Origin of the sequence: Leptolyngbya sp. NK1-12 (assembly GCF_032598965.1) — a bacterium.
In the GTDB taxonomy this organism is placed as follows: domain Bacteria; phylum Cyanobacteriota; class Cyanobacteriia; order Elainellales; family Elainellaceae; genus Elainella.
This window is the reverse complement of record NZ_CP053586.1, coordinates 37,878-60,976: the sequence shown is the minus strand read 5'-3', so window position 1 is coordinate 60,976 and position 23,099 is coordinate 37,878. Positions and strand designations below refer to the sequence as shown.

Genomic DNA, 23,099 nt, shown 5'->3' with positions numbered 1-23,099 from the left:
GTGCTGCGCCCAGGCTTCGCCTATGGTTCCCCCCTTCTGTAAGGGGGGCCAGGGGGGATCTCAACAGGATTTGCAATCTACTGAGATTGGCTAACTATGCTCTGGCTGCCTAGGTTATACTGCCTAGATTATAGATTTCAGTCATACCATCGACCTCAATGTTCTTGAGAAATTTTACTAACAATGGTTGCACGAAACACCTAATCAGTCGATAATCTTCATATCGGAAGAGGATGCCATTGAATCCGAACCGTTGTCTTCAATACTAGTCTGACTGCTCTCTAGTGAAAGTTAAAAAAATAATTAGGTTCCTTGAAGTGCGGACGCCTTCTGTGGCAGCGAGACGAATATACGCACTATAGAATTACCGAATTGATTTTTGTACCTCTCATAGAAGGAGCCAGATCGAGTTTAGAGGCGAAATCTCAAATCTGGAGAAGAGTTGCACAAGCATGATCGCCGAATTTGTTGATAAATGGTTGAATGTCTGAGTTCCTTATGGCGGCAAATCTCCTCAGCTCTGCTTCCCAACGCGCCGAATTCTCTACGGTTGTGGATCTGCTACACTATCGGGCCATCCACCAACCGAATCAGCTCGCCTACCGCTTTTTGATCGATGGGGAACAGCAGGAAGCCAGCCTCAGTTATCGCGATTTAGACCGACAGGCGCGAGCCATCGCAGCCCAACTTCAGCGCTTAGAATTACAAGGCGGACGCGCTCTGTTAATCTACTCGCCTGGTTTGGACTTTATAGCTGCCTTTTTTGGCTGTCTATATGCTGGGGTGATTGCCGTTCCCGTTTATCCGCCCCGTCGTAATTTATCATCCGTACAGACCATTGCCGCTGATGCCCAAGCCAGCACAGTGCTGACCCAGCAGTCCTTGCTGACGCAAACAGCCCAATTGGTCGGGATCGATCACTGGATTGCCACCGATCAAATTTTGAGCAAAAGCTCTGGCCCGCCGTTCAGCGATGGGCAACTGACTAATGGGCAACCAGATGCTTGGCAACCGATTACCCTTGATCCCAATAGACTCGCCTTTTTGCAGTACACGTCTGGTTCAACCGGGCAACCCAAGGGAGTGATGGTCAGCCATGCCAATCTGCTGCACAATTCAGCTCTGATCTACGAAAAATTCGGTCATTCTCCAGCTAGTAGGGGTGTGATTTGGCTGCCGCCTTACCATGATATGGGTTTGATTGGTGGCATATTGCAGCCGCTCTACGGCGGTTTTCCCGTCACCCTAATGGCTCCAGTGGCGTTTCTGCAAAAGCCGATTCGCTGGTTAGAGGCCATTTCCCGCTGTGGTGCGAAGGGTGCAGTCACCAGCGGTGGTCCCAATTTTGCCTACGAGCGCTGTGTTGAAAAGATTACGCCCGCACAGAAAGCTAATCTAGATCTGAGCGGTTGGACTGTGGCCTTCACCGGAGCCGAGCCAATTTGGGCTGCCACCCTGTCTCGATTCACCGCTGCTTTTGCCGACTGTGGCTTTCGCCCGGAGGCGTTTTACCCCTGCTATGGCCTAGCCGAAGCAACTCTATTGGTGACGGGAGGGGACAAAGCCAGTAAGCCACAGCAGATCTCAGTTTCGATCAGTGCTCTCCAGCAGCATCGGGTTGAAGTTGTGTGCGATTCAGACGCTGCCCAGTCAGAAGCCGCACAACGATTGGTGAGCTGCGGTCAGCCAGCGGCAGATCAGTCGCTGCTCATTGTTGATCCAGAAACCAGGCAGCCCTATGCGCCTGATCGCATCGGTGAAATTTGGCTAGCGGGCGGAAGCGTGACGCGGGGCTACTGGAATCAGCCGGAGCTGAATGCCCGAACCTTTGTAGAACTCCAGTCAGCAACCGGATCAGAGCACAATCCAAGTATTTATTTACGCACAGGGGATTTAGGTTTCATTTATAATAACGAGTTATTCATAACTGGACGACTTAAAGATGTCCTGATTATTCGCGGTAGAAATTATTATCCTCAAGACATTGAACGCACGGTTGAACAATCCCATCCAGCCCTAAGTCCAGGATGTGGAGCCGCCTTTATCTGTGAAGTTGATGGTACTGAGCAGCTCATTATCATACAAGAAGTAAATCGTGAGCATTGGAGATCGGCAAACCCAGAAGAGATGATTACGGCAATCCGAGCGGCCATTTCCGAGGAACATCAGCTTCAGGTCCATACGATCCAATTGCTTAAACCGGGCACAATTCCCAAAACATCTAGCGGTAAAATTAAACGGTATGCCTGTCGAGAAAAGTTTGAGAACGGTGAATTTACAGTTATTAAAACGGTTATTGAACAAGATCCGACCTCGCCTTCGAGACAAACGGAGCCGACTAGAAGTCAATCTAAAAAACCGATTGCATCACCGTGGAATGGTCATCTTGCCTGTCTTATTAGTGCAGGCCCACAAACCGATTTGAATCGATTGAATCCATTGATGAATCCATTGAACCGATTGAACGCTTCGACTAACAAGTTAGTGGAACTGCCAATTGCTCCCGCTGCCAAACCAAACCAAACTAGCCGCAAAACCGAGCACCTGACGGATTGCCTGATCGATTGGCTGCGCGACTACGCCACCCACCACATCAACTCCCGCCTGATCGACGAACGCCGCTGTATTCCGCCTGCAATTGTTTTAGATTTCGGCAATCAAGGGCTGCTGGGCATGCAGGTGTCGCAGCAGTACGGCGGCCTCGAACTAGGGCATACCGAGACGATGCGGGTCTTGCAGCAACTCGGCGCGATTGACCCCACCTTAGCCCTCTTTGTCGGACTCAACAATGTTTTGGGAATTCGCCCGATCGCTCAATCTGCTGCCCCTGCCCTCAAGGACGATCTGCTGCCCTTACTCGCTACCGGACGGGAACTGGCCGCCTTTGCTCTAACAGAACCGGGGGCCGGAGCCAATCCCCAGGCAATTGCAGCCCACGCTATTCCAGAGAAAGACGGCTGGCGGCTGAACGGTACCAAAATCTGGAGCGGCTCGGCGGCTTGGGCCGGAGTGATTAATGTATTTGTGCAGCATCAACAGGATCAGCATCGCGGCATCAGTGGCTTTGTGCTGCAACGCGGCAACCCAGGACTGCGGCAGGGGCCAGAAGCCCTAACGATGGGCATGCGCGGCATGGTGCAGAATACGCTCTACTTGGAAAACGCACCGGTAACGACCGATCAACTGCTGGGTACCGTGGGAACCGGTATGTCAATTGCTCAGGATGCGATGATGTATGGCCGTTTGGCGATCGCGGCGGCTAGCATCGGCGGGATGAAGCGGTGTGCCCAACTGATGCTGCGCTATAGTGCACGTCGCAGTATCGCTACCGGCAAGTTGCTAGAGCATCCGGTTGTGCTGACGCGCCTGCATCACCTGAATGCCGCCATCGTAGCCACCGAAACGCTGGTCACACAAATCACTCAGCGCCTCGATGCCGGTGAATCAGTTCCGATCGAAGCCTACACCGTCTGCAAAACTGCTGCGCCAGAATTCTATTGGCAAGCCGCCGATGGATTAGTCCAAACCCTGGGAGGACGCGGCTACATCGAAACCAACTTGGCTCCGCAAATTCTGCGCGATGCCAGAGTGCTGCGCATTTTTGAAGGACCGACCGAGACGCTGAACGCCTTTTTGGGTTCGCGGATCTTGCATCATCAGTCCTGGCAACAATGGCTCAGCCAAAGCTTAAATGCTCCCGAAATTAGCCAGCGTTTACTTGATGCGGCTGCGCAGATCAACGATTGCTGTCACCATGCTGGCTTTGATCAGCCCCTCGTGGCCCAACAATTGGCCTCTGGGTTAATCGGTGAGGTTGCTACTCTGGCGTTTCTCTGGGCCAGTCTTGAGAATGCTAACCACTTTAGTTCCGAGCGTAAACTGAGATTGACTCTTGAATGGATACAGACTCAATTTGAGCACAGGTTTTCACAAGCATTAATTACAGCTTCAGAACATTTTAATAACTGTAGAAAAGACGTAGTCACAAATCAGATTTTAGAGTATGAGCAAACAATTGGCGACATCGAACAAACCCTAGCTGGTGAAGACCAAGCACTCGATGACCTGCTGCACAAGCTTCCAGCTCCAACCGAACTTTCTTCTCCCGCATCTGCTTCAGTCTCTGTTGCTCCACAGAATCAGCCCCAAACCGACACCAACCCCATCGACGCCAACCCAGAAAACGCCAACCTAGCAGACACAGCCCAAGCGATCCAAACTTGGATGATCCAATGGTTGAGCCAAAAGCTAAATATCGCAGCAGAGCATATCGATCGCCATCGCCCCTTCGCTGACTATGGTATCGATTCTGTGATTGCCGTCGAACTCGCCCAAGACCTCGAAACCTGGCTCAATCTCTCTCAGCCCCTAGAAGCCACCCTCGCCTGGAACTTCCCTTCCATTGCCACCCTTTCCTACCACCTCGCCACCCTCACGCCTGCCCCTTTACAGAGTCCTACTCATCTATGCCACCCAACCGCTACGCAGAAGCAAACGATTAGCCATCCACCCGATAGCCTCACCGAACCCGAACTCGCTGCCCTCCTCGCTGCTGAACTTGCCGCTGCCAAAGGGAGGAAACGCCAATGACACCCACCCCCGACTATCGCACCCTGCTCCTAGAAGCATGGCAAGAAATGCGGCAGATGCGCTTGGAACTAGAGTCTCTTACTGAGGCCAATGCGCCTATTGCTGTGATTGGCATGGACTGCCGTTTTCCCGGCGGCGCTAATTCACCAGAAGCCTATTGGAATCTGCTGCAAAACGGGATTGATGCCATCACTGAAGTACCGCCCGATCGCTGGGATTGGACCGCCTATTATGATCCGGACCCAGATGCGCCTGGAAGGCTCTACAGTCGGCATGGTGGTTTTATCGATCAGGTCGATCAATTTGATCCGCAGTTCTTTGGCATTTCGCCCCGTGAAGCGGTCAGTCTTGATCCGCAGCAGCGCTTGTTGCTGGAGGTGAGCTACACGGCTCTAGAGCGGGCTGGGCAGGCAATCGATCGGCTGCGGGGCAGTCAAACCGGAGTGTATATTGGCATCAGTTTTGCCGACTACGCCAAGCTAAGTTTGCATTCGGGCGATCTGTCTCGTATCGATGCCTACAGCAGTTTGGGCAATACCCACAGCATGGCGGTAGGGCGGTTGGCCTATGTATTGGGGTTGCAAGGGCCGACAATGCAGCTCGATACCACCTGCTCATCTTCGTTACTGGCAGTGCATTTAGCCTGTCAGAGTTTACGTAATGGTGAATCCAATTTGGCCTTAGCAGGTGGCATCAACTTGATGCTGTCACCCGAACCGACGATCGGCTTTTGTAAACTACGGGCACTATCTTCGAGTGGACAGTGCCGCACCTTTGATGCGAATGCGGATGGATATATTCGTGGGGAAGGCTGCGGTATCGTGGTGCTGAAGCGACTAAAGGATGCGATTACCGATCGCGACCCAGTCTTGGCGATAATCCGAGGATCGGCAGCAAACCACGATGGTCAAAGCAACGGACTCACAGCACCGAACGGTCAAGCCCAAGAAGCGGTGATTCAGCAAGCATTGGGGCAGGCAGGCGTCGCAGCCGCTCAGGTGCAGTATGTGGAAGCTCACGGCACCGGCACACCGTTGGGTGATCCAATCGAAGTGTTGGCGTTGGGCAAGGTGTTGGCTCAAAGGCGGTCTGCGGATAACCCGCTCTGGATTGGCTCGGTGAAGACCAATATAGGCCACTTAGAATCGGCAGCAGGAGTAGCGAGCTTAATCAAAACCGTCCTGGCACTCCAGCATCAGCAAATTCCACCCCATCTGCATTTTCAGCAGCCGAATCCCTACATTCCCTGGCAAAAACTCGCGGTTCAAGTCCCAACGCAGCTCACTCTCTGGCCGTCATTAGCTCATCAGCCGCGTTTGGCGGGCGTCAGTTCGTTTGGCATGAGCGGCACAAATGTGCATGTGATTTTAGAAGAGTTTGTAGAGGGAGTTGTAGATGGGCAGATAGATAGACAAGTAGATAAACAGGCAAGCACCGAAGCAACCGCTGTTGTGAATCCACCATCGCCCTATCTGTTTACGGTTTCTGCCAAAACCCGTCCGGCCCTCAAACAGCTTGCAGAACGTTATGAGGTATTTTTAACGACACAAGCCGATGAACTGCTGCCCCACATTTGTTTTACGGCCAACACGGGCCGATCGCAGTTCGAGCATCGGTTTGCGGTCAGGGCTGAAAGTATCACCCAACTGCGGCAGGCACTACGGCAGTTTATTGCAGATGAGCCTGTTGAACCACCAGCGGATAGCCTAGTCCAGCGCTACTTGCAGGGGGAAGATATCGACTGGAATCAGCTTGGCTACAGTCAGTTCTACCGCCGAGTTGTACTACCGACCTATCCGTTTCAGAAGCAGCGCTACTGGATGGAGCCGCCCCCAGGGCGTTCTGGTGCTTCTAGAGACAACCATCCGTTGCTCGGCAGGCGTATAGTTTTGGCAAAATCCGCCGCCATACATTTTGAAGCCCAACTCGATCGCCATCATCCGGCGTTCCTTCAGCAGCATCGGGTGTTTGAGCAACCCATCATGCCAGCGGCGGGCTACATCGAGATGGTGCTAGCGGCAGTTGGGAAAGTCATGCCATCGGCTCAGCTAGAACTGGCGTTGTCGATTCACCAAAGATTAGTAGTTGATAGTCTGATAACAGTACAGTTAACGTTGATGCCAGCAAAAGTTGATGGTCAATCCTACGAGTTTGAGATTTTTGCTTTACGCAATTCAGATGAGCAACAGAAATGGGAATGTTATGCGTCTGGCACGATTAATCAAATCGATCTGTCGAACAACCAGACTGCCTCGATGGACTTGAGAAATACAGTCGCCTCCAATCCCGATTTCACCGAACTGGATGTTGAACGCTTCTATCAAACCTATCAGCAGCTCGGCATCGAGTACGGAGCTGCCTTTCGAGCGATTCGCCAGCTCTGGCAGGGACACCGCACCGCGATGGCTTGGATTGAATTACCATCCAGTTGCTCATCTGCGGCTCCCTACCAAATCCATCCAGTCCTCCTGGATGCAGCCTTACAAACAATTGCAGCAGCCTTACCCGCGCAGTCCCAAACCTATTTCCCAGTTCGTTTCGACCGCTTGATCCTGCACCGCAGACCGTTGGGTCACCCCTCTAGCCTCTGGAGTGAAGTGACGCTGCGATCTAACCAGAATTCGGTCCACCCAGTTGCCGATCTGCGACTGCTCGATGCCAAGGGACAGGTGATTCTGACAATCGCAGGATTAAGGCTGCATCCAGCGGACCGAGAACCGATTGAGTCGGCAAGCTGGCAGGAGTGGCTATACCAAATCGAGTGGCGTCCTCAGCCGCTGCATCAGGTTCATTTACCAGAGTTGCGCCAGATAAGCCACCAATTTGCGGCCCTGTCTGATCGGTTGTCCGCTGCTCAGGCGCAGCACCTGAACTCCTATCAGCAGCATTTAACAGAGCTGGAGTCGTTGAGCCTGAGCTATATCAGGCAAGCTTTTCTGCAACTGGGCTGGCGGTTTACCAGCGACGAACACTTTACGGTGCAGCAGGTGATGCAGCAGCTTCAGATCACAGCCAATCCTAGATGGGTCCGACGCTTGCTGAATATTTTAGTAGAGGCTGATTACCTCGATTGTCAGAATAATCAGTATGGCGTGCTTCGATCGCTTCAGGATGATAGTTCTGCTGAAATGACTCAACCTGTTGCCTCACCTGAACTGGCTCTATTGCATCGCTGTGGTTCGGCTCTGGCTGACGTGTTACAGGGTCAGTGTGACCCGATTCAGCTTTTATTTCCCAATGGCGATTTCAGCACCCTGAGTCAAATCTATCAAGATTCGCCTGGAGCACAGTTCACTAATCAACTGCTGCAACAACTCGTGCGATTATTATTGCCCCAATCCAAGGTGCAAATTCTGGAAATTGGCGGCGGTACTGGCGGAACGACTGGCTATCTGCTGCCTGATCTCGATTCTCAGATCGCTAGCTACACATTTACCGATATTTCACCTCTATTTGTCCAAACAGCACAGCAGAAATTCGCGGTTTATGATTTTGTTCAGTACAAAACATTGGACATTGAACGTTCACCGAGTGATAAAAGTTTTCGTCAACATCAGTATAACTTAGTTGTTGCCGCCAACGTACTTCACGCCACCCAAAATCTGGAAACAATCTTATCCCATGTTCGCCAATTGCTTGCGCCCGGAGGCGCGCTGATTCTGCTGGAGGGCGTTTATCCGATGCGCTGGCTAGATCTCACCTTTGGCTTGACCGATGGCTGGTGGCGATTTACTGACAATGAGTTGCGCCCAGATTATCCGCTGATTTCGGTTGCGCAATGGCGCTCTCTGTTGCAGTCCTGTGGATTTGAATGCACAGAAGCGATTCAACCAACGGTGAATGGTTCCGCGATTCAGCAGGCGATAATCGTGGCCCAAGTGGGGACTCAAGCAATGTTGTCTCTAGCTGACTTTGATTGGTTGATTGTTGGCGATCAGCAGGGAGTGGCAGCAGCGATGGTGAGCCGCTTACAGGCAGTCGGGGCAGCCTACCGCTTGGTGTCTGCCGATACCCTGTCCGAGTCACTGGAAACGCCCTTTACTCGCCCCACCCAAGTTGTTTTTCTAGCGGCTCTGGATGCGCCCGATCCAGCAGACCTGAGTGTTGAAGCGCTGGAGACCACTGCCACAACCCTATGTAGCCGCGCTTTGCATTTGCTCCAGTCCCTGCCGCCTAACCAGCCTATGCAGCTCTGGTTGGTGACGCAGGGCGCAGTTGCCACCGGAAATCCTGCCGAAAAATTAACCGGCCTAGCACAGTCTTTACTGTGGGGGATTGGCAAAACCGTGCAGTTAGAGTATCCAGAGTTGAACTGTGTCTGCATTGATTTAGATCCAGATCTGAGTTTAAGCTACGCCGCGGATCGACAGGCGGAGATATTGCTCGCCGAAATTACGGATAATTCTCCGACTCATTCCGGACCACGTCAGCTACAGGTAGCCTTTCGCCAGCAGCAGCGATATGTAGCTCGGTTAGTTCGTTGTCCATCTCCTAATTCCCTTGCTGATTCACCAGATTATTGGCAGCAGCGTGTTCAGTTGCAGATTTCGCAGCACGGTAGTTTGGATAACTTGCATCTGCAAACTACGGAACGCTCTGTTCTCGGCCCCCATGATGTCGAAATTCGGGTCCAAGCCACGGGGTTGAATTTCCGCGATGTCCTGAATGCCTTGGATTTGTATCCGGGTGAAGCGGGTCCATTAGGCTGTGAATGTGTGGGTGAAATTAGTGCCGTGGGTGAGCAGGTAGCCAGCTTCCAGGTAGGCGACCGGGTGATGGCCCTGGCTTCTGGGAGTTTCAGCAATTGGGTTACGGTGGATGCTGCCATGCTTGCGCCGGTACCAGCCCGACTCAATAGCACAGCAGCGGCTACGATTCCGGTGGCCTTCCTGACGGCCTCCTATGCCCTCTGCCATCTAGCTGGCCTGAAGCGAGGCGAACGAGTGTTGATCCATGCCGCAGCAGGCGGAGTTGGTCAGGCGGCGATTCAAGTTGCTCGCCAGGTAGGTGCGGAAATCTATGCAACCGCCAGTCCAGAGAAATGGCCTGTTCTACAGGAATTGGGGGTTATTCAGGTATTCAGCTCGCGCAATCTGGAATTTGCCACTGAGTTAATGCGTTTGACTCAAGGTAAGGGAATCGATGTGGTGCTGAATTCTCTCACAGGCGAGTTTATTTCCCCCAGTTTATCAGTATTAAAACCGCAGGGACGCTGGATTGAATTGGGCAAAACCGACTGGACACATGAGCGAGTACAAGCCCAGTATCCGAATCTGAAGTATATTCAGATGGATTTGGTAGAACTCTGTCAGCAGCAGCCTAATCTAATACAGGAGATGTTGCGGCAGATTAGCGAGCAAATTCAGCAGGGAATTTATCAGCCATTGCCCTACAACGTTTTTCCCATTACTGAAGCGGTGCAGGCATTCCGCCAGATGCAGCAGGCCAAGCATGTGGGCAAGCTGGTTATCACTCAGCCGCAGCCGCTTGCCTCTCTTCCGATTCGCCCTGACAGCACCTACTTGATTACGGGTGGAACGGGTGGTTTGGGATTGTTGATGGCAGACTGGCTCGTGCAGCAGGGAGCCAAGCATCTGGTGTTGCTCAGCCGCCGTATCTCCCCAACAATTACCCCAACGATCCAAGCTTGGCAGCAGGCGGGCGTTCGGGTGGTGACAGCAGCCGTTGATGTGGCCGACCGTTCGCAGTTAGCGCAATGTTTGACCGATTTAGAATCATCCCTGCCGCCTCTAGGCGGTATTATCCATGCGGCGGGTGTGCTGGACGACGGGATGCTGCACCAACAAACCTGGGAGAAATTCGCGGCGGTGTTGCGACCCAAGCTCTTGGGAGCCTGGAATTTGCACCAGCTTACCCAAACCCAACCGCTCGATTTCTATGTCTTGTTCTCCTCGGCTACGGCCCTGCTTGGTGCTCCTGGACAAGCCAATCATGTGGCAGCGAATGTGTTTTTAGATTCATTAGCCCATTATCGTCGCTCGCTAGATTTACCGGCTCTCAGTATCAACTGGGGCATCTGGTCCGAGGTGGGAGCGGCAGCGGCTCGGCAGGCGGAAACTCGATTCAGGGGGATGGGCAGCATTGCCCCCAGCCAAGGTGTTGCAGCATTCGCGGCACTGTTATCGACTTCGTTCACTCAGGTAGGGGTACTGCCGATGCGATGGCAGGAGTTTGGGCAGGGTATGTCACCTGGGTTAACCGATTTGTTGACAGAAATTTGGACGGAAATCTGCACAGAAATTGCAGAAACGTCGCAGCAAAAATCAGTTAATGCTCAACCTAGCGAGATTCTGCCACAATTACACCGCGCGTCAGCTTCTGAGCAACGTTCTTTGCTGCAAGCCTATCTCGGTCGGCAAGTGGCTCAAGTGCTGGGGTTTCAAGAGACGGAGATCGATCCGCAAAAAGGCTTCTTTGATCTGGGCATGGATTCCCTTACGTCCGTAGAGCTAAAGAACCGCCTGCAAACTGCGCTCAATTGTACATTACCTGCTACAGTTGCATTTGACTATCCGACGATCGAGGCATTAACCGATTATCTGATAGCCAGTTTGAATCTACAGTTGAACAATAACAAAAATGAGCCAACACCAGAAATACAGCAATTCTCAACATCAGAAATCAACACGCTAGAATTAGACCATTTATCTGAAGCTGAATTAGCGAAATTACTAGCTCAGGAGCTGATCGAACTCAGTGGAGGAACGGTAGGATGAACAGATTAACAGACAATCAAGACCATCGTTCTCTTATGCGACAAGCCCTGCTAGAACTACGGCAGATGCGCAGCAAATTACAGACGATAGAAGCCGCTCGAACCGAACCAATCGCAATTGTTGGCATCGGCTGCCGCTTGCCCGGTCAGGTTCAGAATCCGGCGGACTTTTGGCGGCTGTTGCAAACCGGACAAAATGCGATCACAGAAGTTCCTGCCGACCGCTGGTCAAACGACCGATTCTACGATGCTAATCCCGATACACCGGGCAAAATCGCTACGCGCTATGGTGGCTTTGTGGGACACCTGCAAGAGTTTGATGCCGAGTTTTTTGGCATCGCCGATCGGGAAGCACGCTCCTTGGACCCGCAGCAGCGGCTGTTGTTAGAGGTGAGTTGGGAAGCGTTGGAACAGGCTGGCATTATTCCTGCCCGTTTAGCCGGTAGTGCAACGGGGGTATTCATCGGCATTAGCAGTAACGATTACTCCCAGCATTTACTCAACCGCGATCGCCATCAGATTGATGCCTACCTGGCAACCGGCAATTCCCACAGCACTGCAGCAGGGCGATTGTCCTACACGCTGGGTTTAACGGGACCCAGTTTGGCAATCGATACGGCCTGTTCCTCGTCGCTGGTGGCGGTTCATCTGGCCTGCCAAAGCTTACGGCAGCAGGAATGCGATTTGGCGCTGGTGGGTGGCGTGAATCGGTTACTTTCGCCTGATTTCAGCATCAATTTCTCGAAAGCCCACATGCTCGCTGCAGACGGTCGCTGCAAAACCTTTGATGCCCGCGCGGACGGATTTGTCCGGTCTGAGGGATGTGGGGTGGTGGTGTTGAAACGGCTCTCGGATGCCTTGGCGGCAGGCGACCGGATTTGGTCCTTGATCTGCGGTTCTGCGGTGAATCAGGACGGGCGCAGCAGTGGCTTGACGGTTCCCAATGGTCCGGCTCAGCAGGCGGTGATTCGGCAGGCACTCGCTAATGCTGGGATCTCCCTCTCGCAGGTTCAGTACATCGAGGCGCATGGCACCGGCACGGCCTTGGGCGATCCAATCGAACTGTTGGCGTTGGGGGAAGTATTCAAGCCGTCGGATAGTAATCGAGCGAATAAACCGCTGCTGATCGGTTCGGTGAAAACCAACCTGGGGCATCTGGAAGCGGCGGCTGGCATTGCGGGATTGATCAAGGTGGCGCTCTGCTTGCATTACCGGGAAATTCCGCCCCATCTGCATTTTCAGCAGCCCAACCCCCATGTATCCTGGGATCAATTACCGCTGCAAGTCCCAACGACATCAATGCTTTGGCCGGCGGACAGCGCTCCCATCGCAGGCGTCAGTTCCTTTGGCTTTAGCGGCACCAATGCCCATGTGGTGCTCTCGGCAGCGGAGGCTAGCAACCCTGATGCCCCTCGGCTTTGGTTGGATCAGCCTCCTTACAGCCTCACCCTCTCTGCCAAAACTCCTGCTGCCCTGCAAGCACTCGCCCATCGATACTATGAGTATTTGCAGCAAAATCCTACCCTTGATTTCGCGGAAGTATGTTACCAGGTCAAGACTGGACGATCGCTGTTTGCCGAACAACTGACTGTAACAGCCAACTCTACCGCAGAGGCGATTGAACAGTTGGCTGCTTTCGGGAAAAATGGTTCAAAATCCTTCAATACTGACAAATTCAGAGAGTCAAAACTATTCCAAGTTGAATCAACAAATTCGTCTCGCAGCGACTCTAAGAAGGACAGCTCTAAATGTTCAATCCAGCCGCTACTATTACCAACCTATCCATTTCAGCGACAGCGTTACTGGGTGGATATTGAGCAGCATAAAAATTTATTTGTAAATCAATCGAATAATTATCCAGAAGTTCATCCCCTACTTGGGCAGAGATTACATCTATCTCGTTCACCAGAGATTTACTTTTCCCATCGTCTCAGCCAAACTGAGCCGTTATTTCTGGCGCAGCATCGCGTATTAGGTGCATTCATGCTTCCGGCAGCGGGCTATATGGAAATGGCATTGGCGGCGGGGAAACAGATTCTACAGTCGGATCGCTTAACGCTGACTAATTTGGCGATTCAGCAGCCCATCCTACTGACAGAAGCAGATCTGGTCGTGCAGGTTGTGCTTAGCCCTCAGCTAGATGATGCTTACCGATTCGAGGTGTTGGGTCAGCGAGGCGATGCAAACTGGCAACTGCACGCTACAGGGTCAATCAGTCAGGCTGAATCATTCGCTAGTGAAATGTCGCAGTTGGAGTGCTCCCAACCTGTTGAGCTGGCCGATTACTACCAAACCCTACGAGCCTATGGAATTGAATATGGCGAGCTGTTTCAGGCGATTCAGCAACTCTGGCGCGGTGACCGACAGGCACGAGGACAAATTCAGCTTGCCGCTCAGTTAGACCCAGCCCCCTATCAGTGTCATCCAGTTCTACTCGATGCCGCCTTTCAGGTGATTGGTGCTGCTCTGCCCAGTCTGGGTTCTCACTCTCTCTACCTACCCACGGGCTGCGATCGGCTAACCTTCTACAAACGGCCAGAACGCATCTGCTGGAGTAACGTAACCGTACATACTTCTTATAACGCAACTGAACAAATTTACAAACAAATTAAAGTTGATGTACAGATTACGGATACGAACGGTGAACCTCTCATTGCAATTGTAGGACTCCAGCTCCACCCAGTAACCAAACCAAGCGCTTCAATATCTGCTTCTTGGCAGGATTGGCTGTATCAAATCAACTGGCAGGTACAACCTCTGCCAAATTTGCCAACTCCTATCTCGATTCACGATCATCTGCTGCCGCAGTTATCTGAATGGCTGCTTCAGCCCGATCTGCTTGCCTACCCACAGGTATTAGCGGCACTAGAGCGGCTGAGTCTGATCTACACTTGTCAGGCTTTTCAGCAATTAGGTTGGACACCGATTACTCCCCTTGTAGCCGCCAGTGAACTTGCTGAACGGCTTGGTGTGGTTCTCCAGCATCAGCGGTTGCTGCATCGCCTGTTGGAAATTCTGCATCAGGCAGACCTGTTCGAGCAATCCCAGCCCGACCAAAACCTAGCTCACATCAAGGCATCTAATATCGATCTTGACGCCCAGCTCACCCAACTCCAGCAGCGCTACCCAACAGCCAAGGCTGAATTGACCCTGCTGCATCGCTGTGGTTCACGCTTGGCGGATGTTTTGCGGGGCCAGTGCAATCCGCTGCAATTGTTGTTTCCGCAGGGCGATTTAACAACCGCGACTCAGCTCTACGAGACTTCAACCGGAGCCGCCTTAATGAATCGATTGGTGCAGCAGGCGGTAAGTTTTGTGCTGTCAGCCGGAAGGTCGCTGCGGATTCTGGAAATTGGAGCTGGAACCGGCGGTACCACAGCCGCAATTTTACCTCATCTCCTCGCTGATTCAACCGTAACGATAGACTATACGTTCACCGATCTATCCGTTCTATTTCTACAAAAAGCGCAGCAGCGATTCCAAGATTATAGCTTTGTAAAGTATAAAGTATTGGACATTGAGCATTCACCTACAGCTCAACAATTTGAGACTAGGTCCTATGATTTGATTATCGCCGCCAATGTTCTGCACGCCACATCCGATCTGTCTCAGTCTCTTTATCATATTCGTCAACTGTTAGCACCCGACGGCCTATTGCTGCTGCTAGAAACCACCCAACCGCAATGCTGGCTGGACCTGATCTTTGGCCTCACCGCAGGCTGGTGGCGCTTCACAGACCGGGATTTGCGCCCTGCTTATCCATTAATTAGTGCTGGACAATGGCAGTCGCTACTCCAGAACTGTGGCTTCGAGCAGCCCGTTGCCATCACACCAGATTTAACCCAAACCGATGGTAGCCCGCCGCTCGCGGCTCCCCAAACGCTGCTAGTCGCCAAGGCAGGCCAGACTGTTCCGCATCCTCCTCCGTCTCACTGGCTGATTTTTGCCGATCGGCAAGGATTAGTGCAGCAGTTAGCGCCCCAGCTATCCGGTCATGTCACTCTGGTGCAGACAGGTGAAACCTATCAGCAAGGTTCACATGAATTTGTGATCAATCCTCGTGCTCGCGCCGATTTTGAGCAGCTCTGGGCTGCCATTCCTGCCCCCGATCACATCCTCTATCTCTGGGGACTGGATAACTCTTCCGAGCTAGCGCTGGACTCTTTGATAGCCGCGACCGAAACCACCTGCACGAGTCTGCTGCATCTATTACAAACGCTGCCCACCTCCCCGTCGCTGTGGCTCGTGACTCAGGGAGCCGTGGTTCTGGATGCTTGTGAATCGAGTGATCCCCCTAAATCCCCCTTAACTGATCCCCCTAAATCCCCCTTAACAAGGGGGACTTCAAACCCCGGCAGCTTGGTTCCCCCCTTAACAAGGGGGACTTCAAACCCCGGCAGCTTGGTTCCCCCCTTACTAAGGGGGGGTAGGGGGGATCATCCAATTAACCCAGCAAAACTCAGCCAAACCCCGCTCTGGGGACTTGCCAAGGTGATTGGCCTGGAGTATCCCGCCCTCCACTGCCGCTGTATTGATCTCGATCCCTGTCTGCCCCTATCCGAGCAAGTGGCTGATCTGCACCGGGAACTGCACTCGACCACTGCTGAACCGCAAATTGCCCTGCGCCAGCATGAACGCTATGCTGCACGATTGGCCCGATTTGTGCCGGATACCCTACCCTTGCCGGATCAGCCTTACCAGTTAACCTGTCTCCAGCGCGGCAGTTTGGAACAGCTAACCCTACAGCCTACGGAACGGCGATCGCCTGCTGCAACCGAAGTAGAAATTTGCGTTGCTGCTACTGGACTCAACTTAATTGATGTTTTGGATACACTCAATTTATTACCGTTTGAACGGAATTGGTTTGGAGTTGAATGCGCTGGTGAAATTAGTGCGGTTGGCTCTGAGGTGACGGAGTTTCAAGTCGGGGATGCCGTTGTTGCCTTGGCACCTGGTAGCTTTAACCAGTATGTCACCGTCGATGGTGCTCTGGTTGTTCCTAAGCCAGCTCAGCTCAGTTTTACCGCCGCCGCGACAATCCCAGCCGCGTTTCTGACGGCAGATTATGCTCTGCGACTAGCTAATCTACAGCCGGGTGAACGGATTCTCATCCATGCCGCAGCAACGGGTACGGGAATGGCAGCGGTAATGCTGGCGCACCAGATCGGGGCAGAAGTCTATGCAACCGCCAGTCCAAGCAAATGGAACGCTCTAGAACAAATGGGTGTCTATCGCGTGATGAATTCTCGCACACTGGATTTTGTTGAACAGGTGATGGCTCAAACGCAAGGCGAAGGGGTCGATGTCGTTTTCAATTCTCTTGCCGGTGAGTTTATCCCTGCTAGCCTGTCGGTTCTCAGCGAACGGGGGCGGTTTGTCGAAATCGGCAAGCGGCAAGTGTGGACGGCGGCGCAGGTAGCGGCAATCAAACCGGGCGCGACCTATCATTTGATTGACTTGATGGCGATTGCTCAACAGCAGCCCCAATTGATCCAGACTCGCTTGCGTCATTTACTCCAGTTGGTGCCGCCTTTACCAGCAACCGTGTTTCCGATTCAGAAAGTGGTGCAGGCGTTTCGCACGATGCAGCAGGCGCAGCATATTGGCAAAATTGTTGTGACGCATCAGGCCACCCCAACCGGCGGGACATTCTCAGTGCGTCCGGCTGGGGCTTATTTGATTACCGGCGGTTTAGGCGGTTTGGGACTCCTGCTAGCCGAGTGGTTAGTGCAACAGGGTGCTCGTTATCTGGTGCTGGTGAGTCGCCGTCCGCCAACCCTTGCCCAAACGCAGACACTGCAAACACTGGAGCAAACGGGTGCTGCAATTCGCGTTATGCAGGCGGATGTGGCTGACCCATCGCAACTGGCAGATGTTCTGGAGGCGCTCGATCTGCCGCTCTATGGCGTATTCCATGCAGCTGGTGTGTTGGATGACGGCATCTTGCAGCACTTGACCTGGGAGCGGATGGCCGCCGTGATGACTCCAAAGCTAGCTGGAGCTTGGAATCTGCACACCCTCACCCAAGATCAGCCCCTCGATTGGTTCGTGCTGTTCTCTTCGGCGGCAGCCCTGCTCGGTTCACCCGGACAAGCCAGTCATGTGGTCGCTAACGGATTCCTGGATGCATTAGCTCACTACCGACAGGCGATGGGGCAACCGGGGCTGAGTATCAATTGGGGTGCGTGGTCTGAGGTGGGGGCAGCGGCTCAGCGGCAGGTTGATCAACAGATGCAACTGCGCGGCGTCGGAGCAATCTCGCCTCAGATCGGCCTACACATCCTGAAAACCCTGCTTGCCCAATCGACAGCTCAGGTTGGCGTGGTGCCGATTCAGTGGCCGGAGTTTTTGCAGCAGGAATGGTTGCAGAGTCGCGCTGCTGCCTTCTTCGATGCCTTCCGCCCATTCGATGGCATTGTGCCGCAAGCAGCATCCCAATCCGCACTTCTCTCCCAGATCAAGGCCGCCAGTTCCAGCGAGCGCCTCACCCTCCTGATCGCCCACCTGCAAACCGAAGTGGGAAAAGTATTGGGATTGCCAGCGCATCGGCTACCCAAACCGGATCAGGGCTTCTTTGATTTAGGCATGGATTCCCTCATGGCCGTGGAACTGAAAAACCGTCTGGACACCCAGCTCCAGCTTAATCTCACCACCACCACGATTTTTGAACATGCCATGATTCGGGAATTGGCCCAGCATTTGGCTACGACCCTCACCGCAACGATAGAAGCCGGTTCGGAGTCAGTGAATGCAACGGAGATACCTTCCAATCCACAAAAGCAAAGGAATGAATCAGATAGGCTTCAGGCAACATTATCCGAAACTGTGAACCATACTGGTGATGACTTTGATAACGATATAGAAACCAATATAGAAACCAATATTCTGAACGAACTCACTGCCCTAGAAACTCTGCTGAACCAATCCTAAGATGAACAACTTTGATACCCCCTCTACCGAAACCATTTCACCCCAGCGCATCCTGGCAGCGCTCAAAGAAGCTCGTGCCAAACTAGCTGCCGTTGAACAATCAAAGCAGGAACGAGTAGCAATTGTGGGAATGGCAGGGCGATTTCCCGGTGCAGAGACAATAGAACAATTCTGGCAAAATCTCTGTCAAGGAATTGCCTCGATTCAGGTTCTGAATCCATCTACGCTAAACGAAACGAACTCTGAACTATCTACGGAATCCTCGTATTCAGCCAACTACTCAGCCAACTATATCAACGCCTACGCCAGCTTTGCAGATATTGCCGGCTTTGATGCCGCCTTTTTCGGCTATTCCCCCAGAGAAGCCGAACTCCTCGATCCGCAGCATCGGGTGTTTCTAGAATGCGCCTGGACAGCCCTTGAACATGCAGGCTATGACCCCGATCGCTATCCGGGCCGGATTGGGGTCTATGCGGGGGCTGGCCTTAACAGCTATCTAATCAACCTCTACACCCATCCCAATCTGAGAAATTCGGTTGATCGGGTGCAGGCAGTGGTCAGTAATGTGATGGGACTGATGCCTACCCGCGTTTCCTACAAACTCAACCTGACCGGCCCTAGCTGCGGCATCCAGACCGGCTGCTCCACCTCTCTGGTTGCCGTCCATCTCGCCTGTCAGAGCTTGCTGAATCGAGAATGCGACATGGCCTTGGCTGGAGGTGTTTCGATCGATGCCTCGGAGCAGCGGGGCTACCGCTACCAAAATGATGGTGTGCTCTCCCCAGATGGGGTTTGTCGCGCCTTTGACGCCGCCGCTCAGGGGACTGTATTCGGCAATGGAGCCGGCCTTGTTGTGCTCAAACGTCTGTCGGAAGCCCTGCGGGATGGGGACTCGATCTATGCCGTGATCAAAGGCTCTGCCATCAACAACGACGGTGCCCAAAAAGTCGGACTTACCGCCCCTAGCGTCACCGGACAAGCCGCCGTGATCACCACCGCCCTAGAGCGAGCCAACTGCTCACCAGAAACCATCCAATATATCGAAGCCCACGGCACCGGCACCGCCCTTGGCGATCCAATTGAAATCGCGGCCCTCACAAAAGCCTTTCGTCAGTACACCCAAAAGCAACAGTTTTGCGCCATCGGCTCCCTCAAAACCAATATTGGTCATCTCGATGCCGCTGCTGGCATTGCTGGCCTGATTAAAACAGCTCTAGCCCTGAAACACCGACAGATTCCGCCCAGCCTCAATTTTCAATCGGACAATCCCCAAATCGACTTTGAACACAGTCCCTTTTACGTCAACACTCAGTTACGCAATTGGCCGAATAATTCATCAACGGATAATTCACCGCGTCGCGCCGGAGTCAGTTCCTTTGGCATGGGTGGTACTAATGCCCATCTGATCCTCGAAGAAGCTCCCGAAGCATCAAAAGCAACGTCACAATCTCATTCGCACCATTTACTGCTCCTCTCGGCCAAAACTCCTTCTGCTCTGGATACCTCAATCCAGCAACTCGCCGATCACCTAACTCAGCATCCCGACCTCAACCTAGCCGATGTTGCCTACACACTCCAAGTCGGACGCAAATCCTTCCCCTACCGCTACGCCACGGTTTGCCAAACCATTCCGGAAGCGATCCAAGCCTTGCAGAACCATTCCCACTCCCCCGGCCCCATCTCGACCACTCCTCCCATCGCTTTCCTCTTCCCCGGCCAAGGCAGCCAATACCCTAACATGGCCCGCCACCTCTACGACCACGAACCCACCTTCCGGCATACCATCGACCACTGCTCCTCCCTCCTCCTCTCCTTCCTTAACCTCGACCTCCGCACCCTCCTCTACCCCTCCCCCACCTCCCCTCGTTCGGCGATGCTCACGAGCCGCATCTCTCCCCTCACCCCCACCCACCACGCCCAACCCGCCCTCTTCGTAGTCGAATACGCCCTAGCCCAACTCTGGCGCTCCTGGGGCATCCAGCCTACTGCGATGATCGGGCATAGTGTGGGTGAATATGTGGCGGCTACACTGGCCGGAGTGTTTGACCTAGAAGATGCCTTGATGATTGTGGCGACACGGGCGCAGCTCATGCAGCAATGTCCAGCAGGGGCGATGCTGTCGGTTGGACTGGCTGAGTCGGAAGTGGCGTCTAGGCTACCCGTCGAGTTATCAATTGCCGCTGTGAACGCGCCTCGTGCTTGTGTCGTTTCTGGTGCACCAGAGGCAATCGAGCGATTTGAGCAGCAGCTCATTGCAGAGGGAGTGGCCTGTCGGCGGCTCCATACCTCCCATGCGTTCCATTCACCCTTGATAGCATCGGTGATCGATCCACTGCGCGAGTGGTTAAAATCCATTGCGCTGCATCCCCCCCAACTGCCGTTTATCTCGAATCTAACCGGCACCTGGATCACGGCATCTGAAGCAACTAATCCCGACTACTGGGTGCAGCATTTGCGTCAGCCGGTCCGCTTTGCTGCTGGGATCACGGAACTGCTGAAGAAACCAGGACTCGTCTTACTCGAAGTTGGTCCTGGACGCACGCTCAGCACCTTGTCAAAACAGATCATCGGTGCTGCCACGCCAACGTTAATTTTGCCATCATTGCGGCATCCTCAAGAGCAAACGTCTGACTTAGAAATCTTGCTTCACAGTTTGAGGCAGCTCTGGTTAGCGGGTGCTGACATCGATTGTCCTACTCTTTATTCCGAATCTCAGCGACGTATTCCTCTACCTACCTATCCGTTTGAGCGTCAACGCTACTGGATCGAGCTGCAACCCCAACCAGACTCTATCTCTGTTCAAACTTCTGTTCCAGCTTCAGTCAAAAATCCTGATTTGTCGGATTGGTTTTATCTGCCTTCCTGGAACCGCTCGACTCGTCTTGCGAGCACACCACCTCAGTTACCGCCCTCTGGATGCTGGTTAATCTTCCTGGATTCTGAGGGAATTGCAGCGACACTGGTTCCGGCACTGCGCCAAGCCGGACATACCGTGATCAGCGTCAAGATGGGGGATCGCTTCAGTCAGCAGGGTACTGTTTACACGATCGATCCCCAAAATCAGCAGGACTATCACCGTCTGTTTACCGCCTTACAGCAATCGGGCGAACCACCGCAGCAGATTATCCATGCCTGGAGTATCACCAGTGCTACAAACTTGGATCGGCCAGACGCCGGATTCTATAGCCTGATTGCTTTAGCACAAGCCTGTCAGAAAATTGGCTCCATTTCGATTGCCGTCCTCACGAATCAGTTGTTTGATCTACCCGGAGCAACTACCTGGGAGCCGCTGAAAGCAACTCTACTCGGTGCTTGTCGGGTGATTCGTCAGGAATGCAGTTTGCCCTGCCGCATAATTGAACTCGATCTAGCTGAAGTAAAACCAGAGCACATATTGACGGAATTGCTGCGGCCCAATCCAGAACTAGCCGTTGCCCACCGCGATCACTATCGCTGGATACCGATTATTGAACCAATTCGGTTACTAGAGTCGAATGCTGAAGAGAATCTCAACTCCACATTGCTGCAACCCCACCAGACCTATTTAATTGCCGGAGATCTAGTTGCAGGACTAGGACTAATCTTTGCCCAATGTTTCGCCACCGTGCAGGCCAAATTGATTCTGATCGGACGAGTAAGTCTACCCGATAAACAAGATTGGACCAATTGGTTGAGTACGCATGGCCCAGATGATTCGGTGAGCCGCTACATTTTGGCACTTCAGTCGTTAGAAGCCCAGGGAATTGAGCTGCATTGCTTCAGCGCTGATTTAACCGACGAACCCAAACTGCGAGCGATTGTAGAGTGGGCCTATCAGCAGTTCGGTCCAATTCACGCTGCCGTTCATGCTGACGTTATGGGGGATCAGGCAAGCTGTTTGATTTCATCCCTCACGCCAGCCGAGATCGAGCGACAATTTCGGGCCAAGGTGATTGGGCTACAGGTATTTGAAACTGTCCTGCGTGGTAAGGTCAGCGGCTTCTATTTACTGCAATCCTCCCTTTCAGCTCTAGTCGGAGGTGTGGGCTTCGCTGCCTATGCCGCTGCCAATGCCTTTATGGATGCCTTCGCCTTGCAGCAGAACCGCTCAAGTGCTGTTCCCTGGATCACGATTAACTGGGATGCCTGCCGGTTGGATCAGCCTGCCTCGACAGCTCCAACGGGTGCGGCCTTATTCGATCTGGCAATGACGCCCATCGAGGTACAGCAGGCATTGCAGCGGGTGCTGTGTCATCCCGAACTGGTTCAGATTGCCGTTTCACCTACCAATCTACAGCAGCGTATTCAGCAGTCTCTTCGGATAGATTCGCCAATAAGTTCACTAAAAAATTCACCAAAAAATTCACCAGTAAGTTCGGCTCCTGGTCAATCCAATGGTGTGAATACTGAATCAAGTCAGCAATCGGCAGTGCCCCAACACAGTCGTCCCCTACTCTCAACGGCCTATGTGGCACCGCGTAACGAAATCGAGTGCACCGTCGCAGAGGCGATGCAGTCCCTTCTCGGTATCGAGACAATCGGCATCCACGATAATTTCTTTGAGCTGGGTGGCGATTCATTAATGGCGATTCAGGCCGTATCCCGTTTGCGAGAAACCTATCAGGTAGAGTTGCCGATGCGGGAGTTTTTGTTTGAGTCACCTACCGTAGCAGGCATCGCCAAAATTATTGCGGACAATCAAGCCAAAGCAGCCTCCTCCACCGATCTCCAGGCAATGGCGGATCTGTTGACGCAAATTGAACAGATGGATAGCGATGAGGTTAATGTGAGTTTAGAAAATTAAAAAACTTAGAAAAAAGGAACTAATAGTATCGCTCATTCTTATCAACACACGGTCGGCAAT

General features: G+C 53.0%; 4 protein-coding genes. All 4 read left to right on the top strand.

The window, feature by feature from the left end; translation table 11 throughout:
- Window positions 1–483: 483 nt before the first annotated feature.
- From HJG54_RS00060 to HJG54_RS00045, 4 genes are read left to right on the top strand one after another with little or no spacing between them, the layout of a single operon-like run.
- Window positions 484–4,590, top strand: a complete 4,107-nt coding sequence (locus HJG54_RS00060) for an AMP-binding protein (RefSeq protein WP_316432638.1) — start codon at window positions 484–486, stop codon at window positions 4,588–4,590.
- Window positions 4,587–11,327 (top strand): SDR family NAD(P)-dependent oxidoreductase, encoded by a 6,741-nt coding sequence (locus HJG54_RS00055; protein WP_316432637.1) that lies wholly within the window; start codon window positions 4,587–4,589, stop codon window positions 11,325–11,327. Before HJG54_RS00060 ends, HJG54_RS00055 begins: the two co-directional genes overlap by 4 nt.
- Window positions 11,324–18,256: an SDR family NAD(P)-dependent oxidoreductase gene (locus HJG54_RS00050; protein WP_316432636.1), complete on the top strand. Its 6,933-nt coding sequence runs from the start codon at window positions 11,324–11,326 to the stop codon at window positions 18,254–18,256. Before HJG54_RS00055 ends, HJG54_RS00050 begins: the two co-directional genes overlap by 4 nt.
- Window position 18,257: 1 nt before the next feature.
- The gene (locus HJG54_RS00045; RefSeq protein WP_316432635.1) at window positions 18,258–23,039 is read left to right on the top strand and encodes a type I polyketide synthase; all 4,782 of its coding nucleotides are present in this window, start codon (window positions 18,258–18,260) and stop codon (window positions 23,037–23,039) included.
- The last annotated feature ends 60 nt before the right edge of the window (window positions 23,040–23,099 follow it).